This window comes from Allobosea sp. P2_A10, assembly GCF_056405115.1.
Genome location: NZ_JBFUCS010000004.1, coordinates 73,733 through 92,046, shown reverse-complemented (window position 1 = coordinate 92,046; position 18,314 = coordinate 73,733). Strand labels below are relative to the sequence as shown.

18 protein-coding genes are annotated in these 18,314 nt (G+C 67.3%); 17 read left to right on the top strand and 1 reads right to left on the bottom strand.

The window, feature by feature from the left end; translation table 11 throughout:
* Positions 1–57: 57 nt before the first annotated feature.
* On the bottom strand, positions 58–585 hold the full coding sequence (locus AC1DZY_RS07920) for a winged helix-turn-helix transcriptional regulator (protein WP_476819550.1): 528 nt from the start codon (positions 583–585) through the stop codon (positions 58–60).
* Positions 586–735: 150 nt separating this feature from the next.
* Between AC1DZY_RS07920 and AC1DZY_RS07915 the strand changes: the two genes are divergently transcribed.
* The 17 genes from AC1DZY_RS07915 (at position 736) to AC1DZY_RS07835 (ending at position 18,306) form a co-directional block, all read left to right on the top strand.
* Entirely contained in the window at positions 736–1,422 is a 687-nt protein-coding gene (locus AC1DZY_RS07915) for a GntR family transcriptional regulator (RefSeq protein WP_476819549.1), read from the top strand.
* On the top strand, positions 1,422–2,435 hold the full coding sequence (locus AC1DZY_RS07910) for an SDR family NAD(P)-dependent oxidoreductase (RefSeq protein ID WP_476819548.1): 1,014 nt from the start codon (positions 1,422–1,424) through the stop codon (positions 2,433–2,435). The genes AC1DZY_RS07915 and AC1DZY_RS07910 overlap by 1 nt, the downstream gene beginning before the upstream one ends.
* Before the next feature lie 168 nt (positions 2,436–2,603).
* A complete protein-coding gene (locus AC1DZY_RS07905) occupies positions 2,604–3,683 on the top strand; it encodes an ABC transporter substrate-binding protein (RefSeq protein ID WP_476819547.1) in 1,080 nt (359 codons plus the stop codon).
* 8 nt (positions 3,684–3,691) lie between these two features.
* Positions 3,692–4,513 (top strand): ABC transporter ATP-binding protein, encoded by an 822-nt coding sequence (locus AC1DZY_RS07900; RefSeq protein WP_476819546.1) that lies wholly within the window; start codon positions 3,692–3,694, stop codon positions 4,511–4,513.
* 175 nt (positions 4,514–4,688) lie between these two features.
* On the top strand, positions 4,689–5,486 hold the full coding sequence (locus AC1DZY_RS07895; RefSeq protein ID WP_476819545.1) for an ABC transporter permease: 798 nt from the start codon (positions 4,689–4,691) through the stop codon (positions 5,484–5,486).
* The gene (locus tag AC1DZY_RS07890) at positions 5,479–6,240 is read left to right on the top strand and encodes an ABC transporter permease (RefSeq protein ID WP_476819544.1); all 762 of its coding nucleotides are present in this window, start codon (positions 5,479–5,481) and stop codon (positions 6,238–6,240) included. The genes AC1DZY_RS07895 and AC1DZY_RS07890 overlap by 8 nt, the downstream gene beginning before the upstream one ends.
* A 122-nt stretch (positions 6,241–6,362) precedes the next feature.
* Positions 6,363–7,550, top strand: a complete 1,188-nt coding sequence (locus tag AC1DZY_RS07885; RefSeq protein ID WP_476819543.1) for an aminotransferase class V-fold PLP-dependent enzyme — start codon at positions 6,363–6,365, stop codon at positions 7,548–7,550.
* 46 nt (positions 7,551–7,596) lie between these two features.
* Complete coding sequence (locus tag AC1DZY_RS07880) at positions 7,597–9,168, top strand: ABC transporter substrate-binding protein (protein WP_476819542.1); 1,572 nt, start codon at positions 7,597–7,599, stop codon at positions 9,166–9,168.
* 11 nt (positions 9,169–9,179) lie between these two features.
* Positions 9,180–10,118 (top strand): ABC transporter permease, encoded by a 939-nt coding sequence (locus AC1DZY_RS07875; RefSeq protein WP_476819541.1) that lies wholly within the window; start codon positions 9,180–9,182, stop codon positions 10,116–10,118.
* Positions 10,115–11,005, top strand: a complete 891-nt coding sequence (locus AC1DZY_RS07870) for an ABC transporter permease (RefSeq protein WP_476819540.1) — start codon at positions 10,115–10,117, stop codon at positions 11,003–11,005. The genes AC1DZY_RS07875 and AC1DZY_RS07870 overlap by 4 nt, the downstream gene beginning before the upstream one ends.
* A gap of 4 nt (positions 11,006–11,009) precedes the next feature.
* Positions 11,010–12,023, top strand: coding sequence for an ABC transporter ATP-binding protein (locus AC1DZY_RS07865; protein WP_476819539.1), 1,014 nt, complete (start codon positions 11,010–11,012; stop codon positions 12,021–12,023).
* On the top strand, positions 12,020–12,964 hold the full coding sequence (locus tag AC1DZY_RS07860) for an ABC transporter ATP-binding protein (RefSeq protein WP_476819538.1): 945 nt from the start codon (positions 12,020–12,022) through the stop codon (positions 12,962–12,964). Before AC1DZY_RS07865 ends, AC1DZY_RS07860 begins: the two co-directional genes overlap by 4 nt.
* A 7-nt stretch (positions 12,965–12,971) precedes the next feature.
* Positions 12,972–14,063: an alpha/beta hydrolase family protein gene (locus tag AC1DZY_RS07855; RefSeq protein ID WP_476819537.1), complete on the top strand. Its 1,092-nt coding sequence runs from the start codon at positions 12,972–12,974 to the stop codon at positions 14,061–14,063.
* The gene (locus AC1DZY_RS07850) at positions 14,060–14,821 is read left to right on the top strand and encodes a creatininase family protein (RefSeq protein ID WP_476819536.1); all 762 of its coding nucleotides are present in this window, start codon (positions 14,060–14,062) and stop codon (positions 14,819–14,821) included. The genes AC1DZY_RS07855 and AC1DZY_RS07850 overlap by 4 nt, the downstream gene beginning before the upstream one ends.
* Complete coding sequence (locus AC1DZY_RS07845) at positions 14,818–16,335, top strand: FAD-dependent oxidoreductase (protein ID WP_476819535.1); 1,518 nt, start codon at positions 14,818–14,820, stop codon at positions 16,333–16,335. The genes AC1DZY_RS07850 and AC1DZY_RS07845 overlap by 4 nt, the downstream gene beginning before the upstream one ends.
* Positions 16,336–16,354: 19 nt before the next feature.
* Positions 16,355–17,878, top strand: a complete 1,524-nt coding sequence (locus AC1DZY_RS07840; RefSeq protein ID WP_476819534.1) for a class I adenylate-forming enzyme family protein — start codon at positions 16,355–16,357, stop codon at positions 17,876–17,878.
* 11 nt (positions 17,879–17,889) lie between these two features.
* Entirely contained in the window at positions 17,890–18,306 is a 417-nt protein-coding gene (locus AC1DZY_RS07835) for a PaaI family thioesterase (protein WP_476819533.1), read from the top strand.
* Positions 18,307–18,314: the final 8 nt, after the last annotated feature.

Sequence of the window (18,314 nt, the reverse complement as noted above, 5' to 3'; positions counted from 1 at the left end):
CAGGATCGACCGTGCCGGAGGCAGCGACAGCCACGGCCGGCGGAGGCACGGCGACATTCATGAGACGGCTCCCGTCGCGGAATTGGACGCCGCCTCGCGCAGCAGCTTGCTGCGCGCCACCCGGCGACGCGTGCCTTCGGTCGCGGCCGGACCGGCCGCGACCTCATAATCCGGCGACATCAGGGGCCGGCCCGTCCGGCGATCGACGAGCATCGGCTCGGCCGGCTCGCCCGTCCTGCTGTCGACGATCAGGATCGATGCGCCCTCCGGCGCGAAATGGCGATTGCCCCAGGCCATCATGGCGATCAGCACGGGGCGGAAATCGACGCCGCGCTCGGTCAGCACATACTCGTCGCGCGGCGGCCGCTCGCTATAGCGCCGCCGCTCCAGCAGGCCGCTCTCGACAAGCGCGTTCAGCCGGCGGGTCAGCATCGTCGGCGCGATCCCGAGGCTCTGCTGGAAGTCGTCGAAGCGCGCGATCCCGGCAAAGGCGTCGCGCAGGATCAACATGCTCCACCACTCGCCGACCCGCTCCAGGCCGCGCGCGATCGGGCAGGTCATCGCCCCGAAACTCTTGCGCTGCATCGACGCCTCCAGAAGTGACTATCATCATGATATCTACTGTTGGATGAATGCGGTCAAGCGCCTTCGTCGGCCAGGCAGACCGTCCGTCGCGGCGGTCAGCCGCTCTCCTCGTGATTGACAACGAAATTCGATTGGATCCAATATCCAATCATGTCGGAACAGGCCCTTCAGGCACTCGCGAGCAAGGTCGGCAATCGCCATCGCACGGCGACGCTGTTCGTCGCCGACGTGCTGCGCGAGGCGATCGCCACCGGCGAACTCCCCGAGGGCGACCAGCTTCTGCAAAACGATATCGCCGAAGCGCTCGGCGTCAGCCGCACCCCGGTGCGCGAGTCCTTGCGGCTGCTGGAGGCCGAGGGCTGGGTCGAGTTCTCGCCGCATCGCGGCGCGGTCGTCGCGACGCTCTCCAGCGACGAGGTCCGCCAGATCTTCGAGATCCGCTTCACGTTGGAGGCGCTGGCGTTGAAGCAGTCGCTCCCGAAGGTCGAGATGGCGGTCTTCGACGAGGCCGCCCGCATCCTCGACGAACTCGATGCCGAGCGCGAGATCAGCCGCTGGGTCGCGCTGAACCGGCGCTTCCATCTGACGCTCTATGCCGGTGCGGGCGAGCGGCTGATCGCCCTGATCGAAAGCCAGTACGACGCGGTCGACCGTTATCTCCGCCTCGAACTGGTCGAGATGGACAATGCCGGCGACAGCCAGGACGAGCATCGCGCCATCCTCGTCGCCTGCCGGGCGCGCGATGTCGCGACCGCGATCGCGCTGAGCGAGCCTCATATCGCCGGAGCCGGCGTCGACCTCGCCGAGGCGCTCGACCGGCGCAGGAGCAAGATCTGATGCGCGCCTTCGTCCTCAAGGAACATGGCGGCCTCGACGCGATGGCCTTCGCGGCGAATTATCCTGATCCGGTGGCCGGGCCGGGCGACGTGGTGCTGCGCGTGCGCGCCTGCTCGCTGAACTATCACGACGTCTTCACCCGCAACGGCATGCCCGGCATTACCGTGCCGCTGCCGCTGATCATCGGCATCGACGTCGCCGGCGACGTGGCCTCCGTCGGCCAAGGCGTGACGGATTTCAAGCCCGGCGACCGCGTGCTTGTCGACCCGATCGACCGGGTCAAGGGCGGCCTGCTCGGTGAGACCTTCGACGGCGGCCTGGCCGAATATGTCCGCCTGCCCGCCCATATGCTGATCAGGCTCGACGACGCCGTGAGCTATGCCCAGGCCGCCGCCCTGCCCGTGGCCTACGGCACCGCCCATCGCATGATGCTCGGGCGCGGAAAGATCGCGGCCGGCGAGACCGTGCTGATCCTGGGCGCCTCGGGCGGCGTCGGCACCTGCTGCGTGCAACTCGCCAAAAGCGCGGGCGCGACCGTGATCGCCTGCGCCTCCAGCGCCGACAAGCTGGAGCGGCTGAAAGGTCTCGGAGCCGATATCGGCATCAATTATGCCGAGACCGACTGGGTCGCCGAATGCCAGGCCCGCTTCGGCAAGGCCCGCACGCGGGCGCAAGGCTCGGGCGGCGTCGACGTCGTGGTGAACTTCACCGGCGGCGAGACCTGGACCAAAAGCCTGCGCGTGCTGCGCCGCGACGGGCGCATGCTGACCTGCGGCGCGACCGCCGGCTACGACCCCAAGGAAGACATCCGCTTCATCTGGACCTTCGAGCTCAACATCATCGGCTCGAACGGCTGGAAGCGCGAGGACATCACGGCACTGCTCGCCATGGTCAAGGCCGGCTCCTTGCAGCCGGCGCTGCATCCGCAGCGTTTCCCGCTCGAACAGAGCGGCGAAGCCCTGCGTCTTCTCGACGATCGCCAGGTCTACGGCAAGGTGATCGTCGAGCCCTGATCCACGGAAGGGATCGGGTGGAACTGGCCTAACTCCGGTGCGCCGCCGCAGAGCGGAACCGGTCGATTGTCACGCTACCGGCGCAAGGCTCGGCGGGTCCCTCACGCAGGCGGCTTCGTCATGGGCCATTGGCAGGCAACTCCCACGGGTTTTCAGGAGGATCGATCGATGCCGCTTCGCTTGTCTCGCACTCTCGCTCTCGCCGCCGCGCTGGCATGCGTGGCCGCTCCCCTCGCCATGGCGCAGGAAAAGGTCGTGGTCGGCCTGCCCGGCGCCGGCTGGTCGGTGCAGTACGCCTTCTACCAGTTCGGCGAGAAGCTCGGCTTCTTCAAGGAAGAGGGCATGGTGCTGGAGCGCATCGCCGTCTCCGGCTCGGCCGTACTGCTGCCGCAGGTCGCCAGCAACCAGGTCCAGTTCGGCTACGCCAATCCCGATCTGACCGTGATCGCGCTCGCCAAGGGCGAGCCGCTGCCGCTGAAGTTCGTGCAGAACTGGCTGCAGAGCTCGACCTGGGAGGTCGTCACGCTGGCCGGCAGCCCGGTCAAGACGCTGGCCGACCTCAAGGGCAAGAAGCTCGGCGTCGGCGCGCTGACCTTCGGCAACATCCCGCTGACCAAGTCGATGTTGGCCAATGCCGGCCTCGGCTGGAACAAGGATGTCGAGATCCTGCCCGTCGGCACCGGCGCTGCCGCCTGGCGCCGGCTCCAGACCGGCGAGATCGACGCGCTCAACCTCTTCGTCGGCGAGCATGGCCGCATGGAGCTCGCCGGCATCGCGATCACGCGCATGCCGCTGCCCGAGCAGTTCCGCACCATCTTCTCCAACGGCATGGTGACCTCGGACGCGCTGATCGCGCAGAAGCCCAAGGTGGTCGCCGGCTTCGGCCGGGCGCTGGTCAAGTCGTGGATCGCCTGCAAGGCCAACACCGAAGCCTGCGTGCGCGCCTATTGGGAGGTCACGCCGGCCGCCAAGCCCGCGCCCGACAAGGAAGCGGCCCAGCTCGCCACCGACATGAAGCAGGTCATGTTCGACGGCAAGAATATCGACGATTTCTCGAAGAACCCGTCGAAGAAATACGGCTTTTACCCCGACGAGGCCTGGAAGGGCCTGATCGGCGTGATGCATGGCGAGGGCCAGATCGCCAAGGCCGACCTCGACCTCAGCAAGCTGTTCTCCAACCAGTTCGTCGAGGAGTTCAACAGGTTCGACGCCGATGCGGTCGCCAAGGCCGCGCAGGCGGTGAAATGAGCCGCGCCATGGTCGGGCCGCTCGCGGGGACGCCTCTCGCAGGCGACGCGGCTGGGCCCGGCCATCTCGCCATCGACGACATCAGGCTCGTCTACAAGACGAGCCGCGGTCCGCTGACCGCGCTCGATGGCTTGAGCTTCAGCCTCGCCAGGCGCGAATTCGTCTCGGTTCTCGGGCCGTCGGGCTGTGGCAAGTCGACCTTGCTCAAGCTTGTCACCGGCTTGCTGGCCCCGACGCAGGGCCGCATTACCCTGGCCGGCGTCGAGGTCACAGGTCCGCGCCCCGATGTCGGCATCGTCTTCCAGCAGCCGACCCTGCTGCCCTGGCGCAATGTCCTGAACAATGTGCTGGTGCCGATCCGGGCGCGCGGCGGCGATGTCGCGGCCTATCGCGACAAGGCGACTGCACTGCTCGATCTCGTCGGCTTGAGCGACTTCCAAAAGCATTATCCGCACGAGCTTTCCGGCGGCATGCAGCAGCGCGTCGGCATTGCGCGCGGCCTCGTCCACGATCCCGAACTGCTGCTGATGGACGAGCCTTTCGCGGCGCTCGACGCGATGACGCGCGAGACGATGATGGACGAACTCCAGCGCATCTGGATGTCGGCGTCCAAATCCGTTCTGTTCATCACCCATTCGATTCCCGAAGCGGTCTATCTCTCCGACAGGATCGTGGTGATGGGCCCGCGCCCGGGCCGCGTCATCGAGACGATCGAGATCGACCTGCCGCGTCCGCGCAACCTCGAGACCATGGCGCAGCCGCGCTTCAACGAGATCACGACGCATCTGCGCAACCTGTTCAGGAATTTGCCTGGGGCGACGACGCCGTGACGCTGCTGTCGCCCACGACACCCCCGATCCACAGCCCTCATCCCGAGGAGCGCCGCAGGCGCGTCTCGAAGGATGCTCCGGGAGGATCCAGAGCTGGCTGGAGCATCCTTCGAGACGCCGCTTTGCGGCTCCTCAGGATGAGGGCTGCGGAGAGATTGAGCGGCGAGGCAAAGCCATGACCCGCTGGCTCGCGCAGCGCGCCCCTGCCCTGCTCTACCCGGCGGCGGGTCTGGCGATCCTGCTGCTCGCCTGGCATCTCGTCGTCGCCTTTGCGCTGGTGCCCTCCTACCTTCTGCCAGCGCCGGGCAAGGTCGCGGCCGCCCTGCTGGCGAACACCAGTGAGGGCCTCTTGCTGCGCCATCTCTCGCCGACCCTTCAGGCGACGGTCACCGGCTACGCCATCGGCAGCCTCGCCGCCTTCTCGCTGGCCGCCCTCGTCGCCGAATTCAAAACCTTCGAGCGCTTCGTGCTGCTGCATCTGATCGCAATCCAGTCGATCCCCAAGGTCTCGATCGCGCCGCTGGTCTTCCTCTGGGCCGGCTTCGATCTGCAGGGAAAGATCATCCTCGTCTCGCTGATCTGCTTCTTCCCGGTGTTCGCCAACGCGCTCGCCGGCTTCCGCTCCGCCGACCCCAACCTGATCGACCTGATGCGGGCTGCGGGCGCCTCGCGCGGCCATGTCTTCCTGCAGGTCAAGCTGCCTAGCGCGGCCAGCCAGATCTTCGCCGGCCTGGAAGTCGCCGTCGCCTTCGCGCTGATCGGCTGCGTCGTGATGGAGTTCGTCGGCGCGACGCGCGGCATGGGCTTCCTGATCCAGGACTCGTCCAACACCTTCGACCTGCCGCTGACGTTCGCCGCAGTGGTGACGCTGGGGCTGATCGGCGTCGCCGGCAACGCGCTGATCCGGCTGCTGCGTGGCAAAATCCTGTTCTGGGAACAGGGCGGCAGGGCTGGAGCGCTGCGCAATGGCTGAACCGCTCAAGCTCGCGCTCGCGACGCTGACGACCTTCATCGTCCTGACGCTGCTCTGGCAAAGCGCGATCGGCCTGTTTGCGATCCCGGCCTATATCCTGCCCCCGCCCGCGGCCGTCGGAGCCGCGCTTGAACGCGGCTGGATTGGCGGCGCGCTCTGGCCCCATGCCTGGTTCACGGTTCAGGGCGCGCTGATCGGCTGCCTGATCGGCGCGCTGGCCGGCATCGTGGCGGGCGCGATCGTCGCCGAAATCCGCGTCGCCTCGCTTGCCTTCTATCCGCTGGTGATCGCGATCCAGTCGATGCCGACGGTCGCGATCGCGCCGCTGATCGTGGTCTATCTCGGCGTCGGCCTCGCATCCAAGATCGCCACCGTGGCGCTGCTGTGCTTCTTCCCCGTCTTCGTCAACACGGTCGCAGGCTTCAACGCCGCCGACCCAAAGTTGATCGACCTTTATCGCGCGGCGTCGGCGACGCGCTGGCGCATGTTCCTCGACGTCAAGCTGCCCGGTGCGGTCGATCACATCATGGCGAGCCTGCAGATCGCGCTGGTTCTGGCCTTCGTCGGCTGCGTCGTCTCGGAGTTCGTCGCCTCCAGCGCCGGCCTCGGCTACATCATCAAGACCTTCGCCAACGACCTCAACGCCGCCGTGATGTTTGCCGCAATCGCCTCGCTGGGGCTGATTGGCGGCACGATCGGCTTCCTGATCACGCGGGCGCACCGGCGCATCGTGTTCTGGCGGGCATGGCGCTGAGACATGGCGCGACGCTTCTGTTCGATTGACGGCCACAAACATTGGATCCAATATCCAATTCAGGAAATCCTGCTGCCTTCGCCCTGCATGGCGGTGATGGACGCGTGCCGGGAGCCGTGCCGATGAGTTTCGATCTCGCCCGCGCCCGCTCCGAAACGCCCGGCGTTTCGCATGTCGTGCACTTCAACAATGCCGGCTGCTCGCTACCGCCGCAGCCCGTGCTCGACGCGATGCTCGCCCATCTCCAGCTCGAGGCGACGATCGGCGGCTACGAGGCGCATGACTGCCGCCGCGCGGCGATCGAGCGGCCCTATCAGGCGCTCGCCACCTTGCTCAATGCGAGCCCCGACGAGATCGCCGTGGTCGAGAACGCGACACGAGCCTGGGACATGGCGTTCTACGCCGTGCCGCTGAAACCCGGCGACCGCATCCTCACTGGCAAGAGCGAATACTGCAGCAATTTCATCGCCTTCCTGCATCGCGCCAAACGCGATGGCGCGACCATCGACGTCGCGCCGAGCACGCCGGAGGGCGAAATCGACCCGGCCGCGCTCGAGGCGATGATCACCGACAGGACGAAGCTGATCGCGATCACTCACGTCCCGACCAGCGGTGGGCTGGTCAATCCGGCAGCCGAAATCGGCAGGGTCGCGCGCCGGGCCGGTGTGCCCTATCTGCTCGACGCCTGCCAGTCGGTCGGCCAGATGCCGGTCGATGTCGAGGCGATCGGCTGCGACATGCTCTCGGGCACCGGCCGCAAATTCCTGCGCGGCCCGCGCGGCATCGGCTTCCTCTATGTCCGCCGCGGCCTGATCGACAAGCTCGACCCGCCCTTCCTCGACGACCATGCCGCCGACTGGTCGAGCGATGACGGCTACCAGGTGCGCGGCGATGCGCGCCGCTTCGAGACGCCCGAATGCAGCTTCGCCGCCAAGATCGGGCTCGGCGTCGCCGTCGATTATGCCTTGGGCTGGTCGATGCCGTCGGTTGCCGAACGCGTCCGAACGCTGGCCGAGACCCTGCGCGAGCGGCTGCGGACGCGCTGCCGCGCCCGCATCCACGATCTCGGCTCGGAACGTTGCGGCATCGTCACCTTCTCGGTCCCCGGCGTCGCCGCCGACATGATCAAGGCGCAGCTGCGCGCGCAGGGCATCAACGTCACCGTCGCGGTCGCCCAGGCGACGCGGCTCGACATGATCCCGCGCGGGCTCGACCGGATCGTGCGGGCGTCGCTGCACTACTACAATGCCGAAGACGAGATCGAGACTTTCACCGACGCCGTCGCGCGGATCGCGCGCGAGGCGGCATGATATCTGCTGGCGAATGGGTCGCCAGCATCAGACAGGGGAGATGGCCATGAGCTACCGCTATCCAGGAAGCCTTCACGCTGCGGGCCTTGCCTTCGCCGTCGCCGCCGCGCTTGGCCTTGCATCGGGCCCAGCGCTGGCCAAGAGCCTGCGCGTCAACGTTCCCGGCGACCCGGCGATGATCGATCCGATCACCTATTCCGAGATTACCGCCGGCCGCATCATGGACAACATCTATGAGGGCTTCACCGACAAGACCGCCGACGGCAAGATCATCCCGGCGCTGGCGACCTCCTGGGAGGGGCTGGCCGACGGCAAGGGCTTCCGCTTCAACCTGCGCAAGGGCGTCGTCTTTCACAGCGGCCGGCCCTTTACGGCCAAGGATGTCAAATACACCTTCGAGGCGCTGCTGACGCCGGGCTCCAAGGCCGGACTGACCGCGGGCTACCTCAACAACATCGTCGGCGCGCCGGAGATGAAGGCCGGTACCGCAAAGGAACTCGCCGGCGTCACCATCGTCGACGACAACACGCTCGAAGTGCGCTTCACCAAGCTCGACGTGCTGTTCCCGATCTACCCGTTCCAGTTCATGGATTCAGGCATTGTCGCCGAGCTTGGCCAGGACTGGATGCAGAAGGCATCGGCGGGCACCGGCGCCTTCAAGTTCAAGCAGTGGAAGCGCGGCGTCGAGGTCGAGATCGAGGCCAACCCGAAATACTGGGGCGGCGCGCCCAAGATCGACGGCGTGCGCTTCATGGTCGCGCCCAACCCCGATACCGCTCTCTCGCAATACGATGCCGGCGAACTCGACTTCCTCGACGTTCAGGAGGCGATCTTTCGCCGCGTCCTGCGCGACGAGCGCTACAAGACCGAGATGCAGAAGGTGCCGCGCGCCCAGTCGCGCTATCTCGGCATGAACCAGAACCTCTACGCGCCGTTCAAGGACAAGCGCGTCCGCGAAGCCGTCTCGCTGGCGCTGAACCGCGACGCGATGATCCGCGGCCTGTATGACGGCGCCGCCTTTCCGCTGAACGGCGTCTCGACGCCAGGCGTCGCCGGCTACGACCCGAACCTGCTGCCGGCGCTGAAATTCGACCCCGAGCGCGCCAAGAAACTCCTCGCCGAGGCCGGCTTCCCCGACGGTAAGGGCATGCCGCCGATCGACATCTCCTGCACCGCGCCGTTCAAGGACGAAATCACCTACTACGCCAACCAGCTCAATCGCGTGCTGGGCATGCAGGTCAACGTCGCCGTGGTCGAGCGCGCCACCTTCATCAAGTCGATGAATGCCGGCGAAGTCGCCTTCTTCCCCTGGGGCTGGACGGCGGGCTATCCCGACGCGCTCTATTACCTCGCCCAGATGTGGCACGGCTCCAGCCCCTATAACCGGCCGCGCTGGAAGAACGCCGACTACGACAAGGTCATCGACGAGGCGCAAGGCACGATCGACGACAAGGCGCGCTTTGCGCTCTACCACAAGGCCGAGAAGATCCTGATGGATGACTGGGGCACGGCGCCCTTGCCGCTGACCGCCACCATCGGCCTGAGCAAGCCCAACGTCACCGGCGCGGAGGTCACGCCCTTCGGCTTCGCGCCGTTCAAGGACGTGGTCATCAAATAGGCGATCGGTCGATGCTGCGCTTCATCCTGCGCCGGATCGCCGGGACGCTTCCCGTCATCGCGCTCGTGCTCGTCGTCACCTTCCTGGCGACGCGCGCGCTGCCGGGCGACCCCGTGCTGGTGATGCTGAGCGACCACTCCTCGAACGAGGAACTGGCCGCCCGGCTCAGGGCCGATTACGGGCTCGACCAGCCGCTCTGGCGGCAGTTCGTGACCTATGTGACCGGCGCGCTGCACGGCGATTTCGGGCTGTCCTTCAAATATGTCCGCGTTCCCGTCGGCGATATCCTGAAGGACGGGCTGGCGATCAGCCCGTTGCTGGCGGTGGCTGCGCTCACCTTGGCGCTGCCGCTCGGCACGCTGGCCGGCGTCGTCGCGGCGGTGCGCCGCAACACCTACGCCGACACCGCGATCATCCTCGTGCTGGTCGCGGGCCTCTCGATCCCGAATTTCGCGATCGCGACCTTCCTCGTCTACATCTTCTCGATCAAGCTCGCGGTGCTGCCTGTCGCCGGCTGGGGCAGGCTCGATCAGGCGGTGCTGCCGATCGTCATCCTCGCCATCCCCAGCGCCGCCTATATCGCGCGGCTGGCGCGAACCTTCATGCTGGAGGTGCTGCAGCAGGACTATATCCGCACCGCCCGCGCCAAGGGGCTGAAAGACCGGCTCGTGATCGGCCGCCACGCCCTGCGCAACATCATGGTGCCGCTCCTGACCTCCGCCGGCATCATCTTCGGCGGTCTGCTCAGCAACACCTTCGTTATCGAGACGATCTTCAACATTCCGGGCCTCGGCCGCATCGCGATCGATTCGATCTTCGCCCGCGACTACCCCGTGGCGATGGCGATCGTCGTGCTGTTCACGCTGTTCTTTATCCTGATCAACCTCGCCGTCGATGTCGCCTACGCCCTGATCGACCCGCGCCTGCGCACGAGGATGCTGGCGTCATGAGCGATCTCGCAGCCCCCGTCACACTCCAGACGGTCCAGCCCGCCGCCGATGGCGCTCGCCGCTTCGTCCGTCGCTTCCTGCGCCAGCGCAACGCCGTCGTCGGCGGCGTCATCGTCGCGATCGTCGTCGTCATCGCGCTGCTGGCGCCCTGGATCACGCCTCATCCGATCGCCGAAACCGATCTGCTCAACGCCTGGAGTCCGCCGACGGTCGAGAACCGACTCGGCACCGACAAGCTCGGCCGCGATATCCTGAGCCGGCTCATCGCAGGCGCGCGCACCTCGCTCTTCGTCGCCGGCGCGGTGCTGGCGATCACGCTCGCGATCGGCAGCCTGCTCGGCATGGTCTCGGGCTTCATCGGCGGGCGCACCGACGCCGCGCTGATGCGCGTCGTCGACGCGACGCTCGCCTTCCCCGAAGTCGTGATCGCGATCCTGATCGCGGCCGTGCTCGGGCCGGGCCTGAGCACCGTCATCGTCACGCTGGCGCTGGTCTGGTGGCCGGGCATCGCGCGGCTGACGCGCTCGCTCGTGCTGGTGCTGCGCGAGGAACTCTTCATCGACGCGGCCATCGTTGCGGGTACGCCGACCCTGTCGATCTTCTGGCGGCATCTGCTGCCCAACATCGTCGCGCCCATTCTGGTGCGCGCCTCGGTCGGCGTCGGCTTCATCATCATGGCCGAGGCGACATTGAGCTTTCTGGGGCTGGGTATTCAGGAGCCTGCCGCGAGCTGGGGCGGCATGATCCGCGACGGCCTGCCCGTGCTGCGCACCGACCCCTATCTCGCGCTCTTCGGCTCGGTCGCTCTCGGCACCACCATCATCGGCTTCAACCTGCTCGGAGACGGCCTGCGCGACATCCTCGATCCGCGGCTACATGGGCGCTGATGCGATGACCGACGCGCTGCTCAGCCTCGAAAACCTCTCGGTCGGCTTCGACGGCGAATCCGGCCGCCGCGAGGTTTTGCGCGATGTCTCCTTCGATATCGCGCCCGGCGAAATCCTCGGCGTCGTCGGCGAAAGCGGCTCCGGCAAATCCGTCACCGCGCTGGCGGTCATGCGTTTGCTCGGCGCGCAAGGCGCGATCACGCAGGGCGCCATCCATCTCGCCGGCACGGGCGAGCTGACGCGGCTGCGCCCCGAGGCGATGCGCTCCGTGCGCGGCCGGCGCATCGGCATGATCTTCCAGGAGCCGATGTCGAGCCTCAACCCGCTGATCACGGTCGGGCGGCAGGTAGCCGAGGTGCTGGAGGCGCATCTTGGCCTGAGCGGCAGCGCCGCCCGCGCCGAGGTCGTCGCCTGGTTTGCCCGCGTCGGCATCCCCAACCCCGATCTGCGCTTCGACGATTACCCGCACGCCATGTCCGGCGGCATGCGCCAGCGCGTCATGATCGCGATGGCGATGGCCTGCCGCCCGTCTCTACTCATCGCCGACGAGCCGACGACGGCGCTCGACGTCACCATCCAGGCGCAGATCCTCGCACTGATGAAGGAGCTCCGCCACGAGCACGGCACGGCAATCCTGCTGATCACCCACGACATGGGCGTGATCGCGCGCATGGCCGACCGTGTGGTCGTGATGTATGCCGGCGAGGTCGCCGAGATCGGCCCGCTGCGCGAGCTTTTCGCCGCGCCGGCCCATCCCTACACCCGCCTTCTGCTGGCCGCGATGCCGACCGCCAGCCGCCGCAGCGCGCGCCTGCCGGTCATTCCCGGCCTGATGCCCTCGCCCGGCGCGATGCCATCAGGCTGCCGCTTCCACCCGCGCTGCCCCGACGCCATGGCGAAATGCCGCGAGATGGCCCCGCCAGTCGTCACACTCGGCAAGGACCGGGCGGCGCGTTGTTGGCTGGCGCAACCCGCCAGCGGCGATGTGGATGCCGCGATGGCCGAGGCCACCTCGTGAGCGCGCCGGTGCTTCAGGTCAGCGGGCTCGGCCGCAGCTTTGCCATGCCCAACGGCGCAAAACTCACCGCCGTCGACGATGTCAGTTTCGCGATCGCGCCCGGCGAAACGCTCGGCATCGTCGGCGAGAGCGGCTGCGGCAAGAGCACGCTCGCGCGCATGGTGCTGAAACTGCTCCCGGCCACGAGCGGGACGATCTCGCTCGAGGGCCGCGACATCACCCATCTCGCCGAGCGCGAGATGCGGCCGCTGCGCCGCGCCATCCAGGCGGTGTTCCAGGATCCGATGTCCTCGCTCAATCCGCGCATGCGCATCGGCGATGTCATCGCCGAACCTCTGCGCACGATCGGGCTGGAGCGCCCTGCCCGCGAGGCCCGCGTGCTGGAGATGCTGGGGCTGGTCGGCCTGCCGCCGGAGGCCGCCGAGCGCTATCCCCATGCGTTCAGCGGCGGCCAGCGCCAGCGCATCGCCATCGCGCGCGCGCTCGCTGCCTCCTCGCGCATCGTGGTCTGCGACGAAGCGACCTCGGCGCTGGATGTCTCCGTGCAGGCGCAGGTGCTGAACCTGCTCGCCGATCTCCGCGCACAGCTTGGCCTCAGCCTGATGTTCATCTCGCATAATCTCGGCGCGGTCAGGCATGTCAGCGACCGCGTCGCGGTGATGTATCTCGGCCGCATCGTCGAGATCGGCCCGGAAGCCGATATCTTCGAGCGCACCGCCCACCCCTATACACAGGCGCTGATCGCCGCCGTGCCCGAGCCTATTCCCGATCTGGTGCCGCCCGCGCCGCTGACCGGCGAAATCCCGAGCCCGCTGAACCGCCCCTCCGGCTGCCATTTCCATACCCGCTGCCCGAAGGCGCAGGATCTCTGCGCGCAAGCCGATCCGCCATTGGCCAGCCGCCGCGAAGGCCATGATGTCCGCTGCCATTTCCCGAGCTGAGACGACGATGATCATCGAACGCACCCAGTATTTCGCCAAGCCCGGCCTGAGCCAGCAGGTTCTCGCCATTCGCCGCAAGGCCAGCGCGGTCCGCCGCGCGCTTGGCCTGTCGTCGGGCCGCATCTTCACGCGAAGCGCCGGCAGCCAACCGGACTCGCCCGATGTGGTCTGGGAATGCAGCTTCCATGACGCAGCCGAACAGGAGGCCGATCTCGCCGCACGCGCCGCCAGCCCCGATTTCGAGGCGGTGCGCGCAGAGATGAAAGCCTCGATCGACCGCTTCGACCGCTATGTCTTTGCGGAGGAAGCGCTCGACCTCGCCAGCGGCATGAAGCCCGTCGATCTGCGCGATCTGCCGATCGTTCCGCGTGAAATCGCCTTCACGAGCGCAGGCCGCGAGCTGAAAGGCTATCTCTTCCTGCCGCCGGGCAAGGGACCGTTCCCCTGCATGATCTGCAACCATGGCAGCGGCATCGAGCAGGGCTCGCTCGACGTCAGCCGACCGGGCAACGGCGCGCTCCTGATGTCATGGGGCATCGCCTCCTTCCTGCCGCACCGGCGCGGCTACGGCAATTCGCCGGGACCCGCCTGGCGCAGCGAAGTCTCAGCCGAATTCGGCACAACCGAATACGCAAACCAGATCCAGGCGCGCCTCGATGCCGAAGCCGACGACATCGTCGCGGCGCTCGCCTGCGTCAGCGCCCTGCCCGAGATCGACGCCGCCCATATCGGCGTGATGGGCTCGTCTTTTGGCGGCACGACGACGCTGTTTGCCGCCGCCAAGGAGCCGCGCTTCACCTGCGCCATCGATTTTGCCGGCGCGGCAATGAACTGGGACCGCGCCCCGGCCCTGCGCGCCGGGATGATGGCGGCGGCTGCGAAGGTGACGATGCCGCTTTTCCTGATTCAGGCGGAGAACGACTACAGCATCCGCCCGACGCCGGAGCTCGCCGCCTCGCTCAAGGACAGCACGCTCCCGGTCGAGAGCAAGGTCTATCCCGCCTTCGGCATCAATCCCAATGAGGGCCATCTCTTCGAGAGCCGTGGCGCGCAGCTTTGGGCGGAAGACGTCCACCGCTTCCTGGAGCGCTGGCTGTGAACCCGGCCGGGGCCTGGATCGAGGATCTGACCTGGCCTGATGTGGGGCAGCGCATCGCGGCAGGCGCAACCGTGATCGTGCCGATCGGTGCGCGCGCCAAGGAGCACGGCCATCATCTGCCGATGAAGACCGATTATCTGCTCGCCCGCGCGCTCTGCGGGGGCATCGCCGAGCGCCTGCCGGTGCTCGTCGCGCCCGTGATCGACTTCGGCTACTACCCCGCCTTCGCCAACTATCCCGGCAGCCAGCATCTGCGGCCGGAGACCTTCATCGCGCTGCTGGAAGATATCCTCGAAGGGCTGATACGGCAGGGCGTGCGCGAGATCGCCATCGTCAACACCGGCGTCTCCACCGAAGGCCCGGTGCAGATCGTCGCCCGCACCATGCTGGCGCGTCACGGCCTGCGCATCGCGGTCGCCGACATCCGCGCGCTCGGCAAAGGCCAGCGCGGGCTGCAGCAGCAGGCGCTCGGCGGCCATGGCGACGAGCACGAGACCTCGCTGGTCCTCGCCATCGAGCCGGCTTCGGTCGACATGACCAAGGCGAGGGCCGATTACGGCAACATGCGCGAGGAGCCGGCGACGGTGTTCTACCGCCCGGCGATCTTCCGCGACGATCCAGCGTCGGGGCCCGATTACAGCGCGACTGGCGTGCGCGGCGATCCGACGCTCGCCACGGTCGAGAAGGGCCGCGCCACGCTCGCCGCCATGATCGACGAACTGGTCGACGGGCTGACGGCATTGAAAGGCCGACCATGAGCGCGGCATCCAAACATTTCGACGCCGTCGTTATCGGCTACGGCTTCGCTGGCGGCATCGCGGCGATCCATGCCCATGACGCCGGGGCGCGCGTGCTGCTGATCGACAAGAACCCCGACCCCGGCGGCATCTCGGTCTGCTCGGCCGGCGGTTTGCGCATCAGCAACGATGCGGGCAAGGCGCTGGCGTATCTCGTGGAGACGAATGCCGGCACGACGCCCGAACCGGTCCTGCGAACCCTGGCGCAGGGCATGGTCGGATTGGCCGAGGCTGTCACGCCGCTTTGTGAAGCCGTCGGCGCGAAGCTCGGCCTGAAATCATCGCCGGCTAATTATCCCCTTCCCGGCTATGAGAGCTTCGGCTTCGCCTATGTCGACGAACTGCCGGATTTCGACCCCGCCAGCACCTATCCTGCCGTTCGCGGCTCACCGGCGGGCGCGAGACTGTTCGAGGTCGTCAGGCGCAATGTCGCGCTGAGGCCGGGCATCACGGTCCGGCTCGGCGCTACCGCCGAGCGCTTGATTGTCGAGGACGGACAGGTTCAGGGCGTCGTCGTGGACGGCCGGCGCATCCTTGCCGGAAGCGTCGTGCTCGCCTGCGGCGGCTTCGAGGGCGATGCGGCGATACAGGCACAATTCTGGCCGCTAAAACCGGTGCTGTCCGCTGCCGTGCGCTTCAATACCGGAGACGGCATCCGCATGGGTCAGATGGCCGGTGCCGGACTCTGGCACATGTGGCACTATCACGGCTCCTACGGCTTCCGGCATCCAGCGCCGGACTATCCGTTCGGAGTCAGGGTCAAGCGCCTGCCGGACTGGAATCCGGCCGAGGGCCTGCGCGAGGATGTCAGCATGAGCTGGATCCTGGTCGATCAGGACGGCCGCCGCTTCATGAACGAATACGAGCCCTATATGCAGGACACCGGGCATCGGCCGTTCGAGTTCTACGATCCCGCCAGGCAGCGCCTGCCGCGCGTGCCCGCGTTGATGCTGCTCGACGCCAAAGGACGAGCGCTCTACCCTCTGTCTGCCCCGACCTGGCACGACCGCGAGGTCGCGGAACGCTATCGCGATCAGACGCTGCGGCAGTTCGATGAGGCCATCCTGTTCGAGGGCGATACGATCGAAGCCATCGCCGCGCGGTTCGAGATCGACCCGGCAACTCTGCGCCACACGGTCGCGCAGTGGAACGCAAGCTGCCTGATGATGCAGGACAAGCAGCATGGCCGTCCTCCAGGCAGCATGATGCCGATCCTGGAGCCGCCCTTCTCCGCCGCCCCGATCTGGCCGATCGTCTCCAATACGCAGGGCGGGCTCGTCCATGACGAGGGCCAGCGCGTCCTCGATGCCTTCGGATCGCCTATCCCCGGACTGTTCGTCGCCGGCGAACTCGGCTCGGTCTTCGGCCATCTCTACATGTCGGGCGGCAACATCGCCGAATGTTTCGTTGGCGGAAAGATTGCCGGCGAGGCAGCCGCGAAACGAGCCAACGCCGCCGCCAGTGATGCCGCATGAGATGCCCGGAGCCCCAGCCATGACCCTGCCCTCCCGCAATCTCGGCCGCGGCTTCGACGCCGCCCGCGCCCCCGACAAGATTGCGATCATCGACCTCGCGAAGCCCGAAGCCCCCCGCGAGATCGGCTACGCCGCTTTCGACGCCGAATGCGACGCCGTCGCGCGCGGATTGCTGAAGCGCGGGCTGAAGCCCGGAGACCGCGTCGGCATCATGGCGCTGAACTCGATTTCTCTGCTGGCGGCCTATTTCGGCATCATGCGCGCCGGGCTCGTCGCCGTGCCGATCTCGTTCAAGCTGGCGCGCGAGACGGTCGACTACATCGTCGCTGACGCCGATCTGCGCGCCGTCTTCCATGACCGCGAACGGGCCGACCTCGTCCCCAACGGCGTGATCGGCATCGATTTCGACGCTGCCGACGGCTATGCCGCGCTGCTCGATCCCGGGCCGTTCGAGACGGTCGAGCCGCGCGGGCGCGATCTCGCCATGATCCTCTATACCTCCGGTTCGACGGGCAAACCCAAGGGCGTGCTGCTCTCGCACGAGTCGCAAAGCTGGTCGATCGCGACGAGCCAGACGCTCTATGGCGACCGCTCGCATCATCGCTACATCGTCGGCGCGCCGATGTTCCACATGAACGCGACGATCAGCATCAAGGGCGCGCTCGCCTCTGGCGCGAGCATCGTGCTGCTGCCGGCTTTCGAGGCGAAAGCCTATGCGAAGGCGATCCAGCGCTACAGGGTGACCTGGCTGACCTCGGTGCCGACCATGCTGGCGCTGGTCGCCAAGGAGCGCGAGTTGATCGGCGGGCTCGATTTCTCATCCGTCACCAATGTCACCATGGGCTCGGCCCCGCTGACGCAAGGGTTGGTCGACAAGGTCCAGGCGCTTTTCCCAAAGGCCGTCATCAACAACAGCTATGGCACCACCGAGGCTGGCCCCGCCCCCTTCGGGCCTCATCCCGACGGGTTGCCGCGGCCTGCGACCGCCTGCGGCTACCCCGTGCCCGGCGCGCTGTCGGAACTGCGCGAAGGCCCCTCAACCGAAGAGGGCGTGCTCTATATGAAGAGCCCGATGCTGATGGAGGGCTACAACAACCTGCCTGCCAAGACCGCCGAAGTGCTGATCGATGGCTGGTATCGCTCCGGCGACATCATGCGCCGCGACGAAAACGGTTTCTTCCACTTCCTCGGCCGCGCCGACGACATGTTCGTGGTCGGCGGCGAGAATGTCTGGCCGGGCGAGGTCGAGAAGCTGATCGAGCGCGCGCCCGGCGTGCTGCAAGCCGCCGTCGTGCCGGTGCCCGACGAGATCAAGGGCACCCTGCCCTTCGCCTTCGTCGTCAGGCAGGCCGGCGCCGAGGCAAGCGAAGCCGCGATCAAGGCCTTCACCATCGCCAATGGCCCCGCCTTCGCGCATCCCCGCTTCGTCGAATTCCGCGACGCGATCCCGCTGGCCGCCACCAACAAGCCCGACCGGCGCAGGCTGACGCAAGAAGCGCAGACGCTGGCCGAGGCGCGCCGGGCGGCGGGCGAGCGTGGCTAAGGAGATTGGCCATGACCGACACGAGCGATATCGGCGCGCTCTTGCGCGAGAAACTCGGCGGCGGCGGCTTTCACGGCTTCCTCGCCATGGAACTGCTCGACCATGACGCGGAGATCGGCGCGGTCACCATCCGCGCGCCCTGGCATGACGGCTACGAGCGCGGCGCGGGCACGCGGCAATGGCATGGTGGCCCGATCGCGGCGCTGGTCGACATCGCCGGCGATTTCGCGCTGATTGCAACGCTCGGGCGCGGCATCCCGACGATCAACCTGCGGATCGACTATCTCCGCCCGGCGATCGACACCGCCCTGACCGCAAAGGCGCGGACTTTGCGCGCCGGCAAATCGGTCGGCGTCGTCGATATCGAGGTAAGCGATGATGCCGGACGGCTCGTCGCCGTCGGGCGCGGCAGCTATTCGACCCTGTAAGGACCACG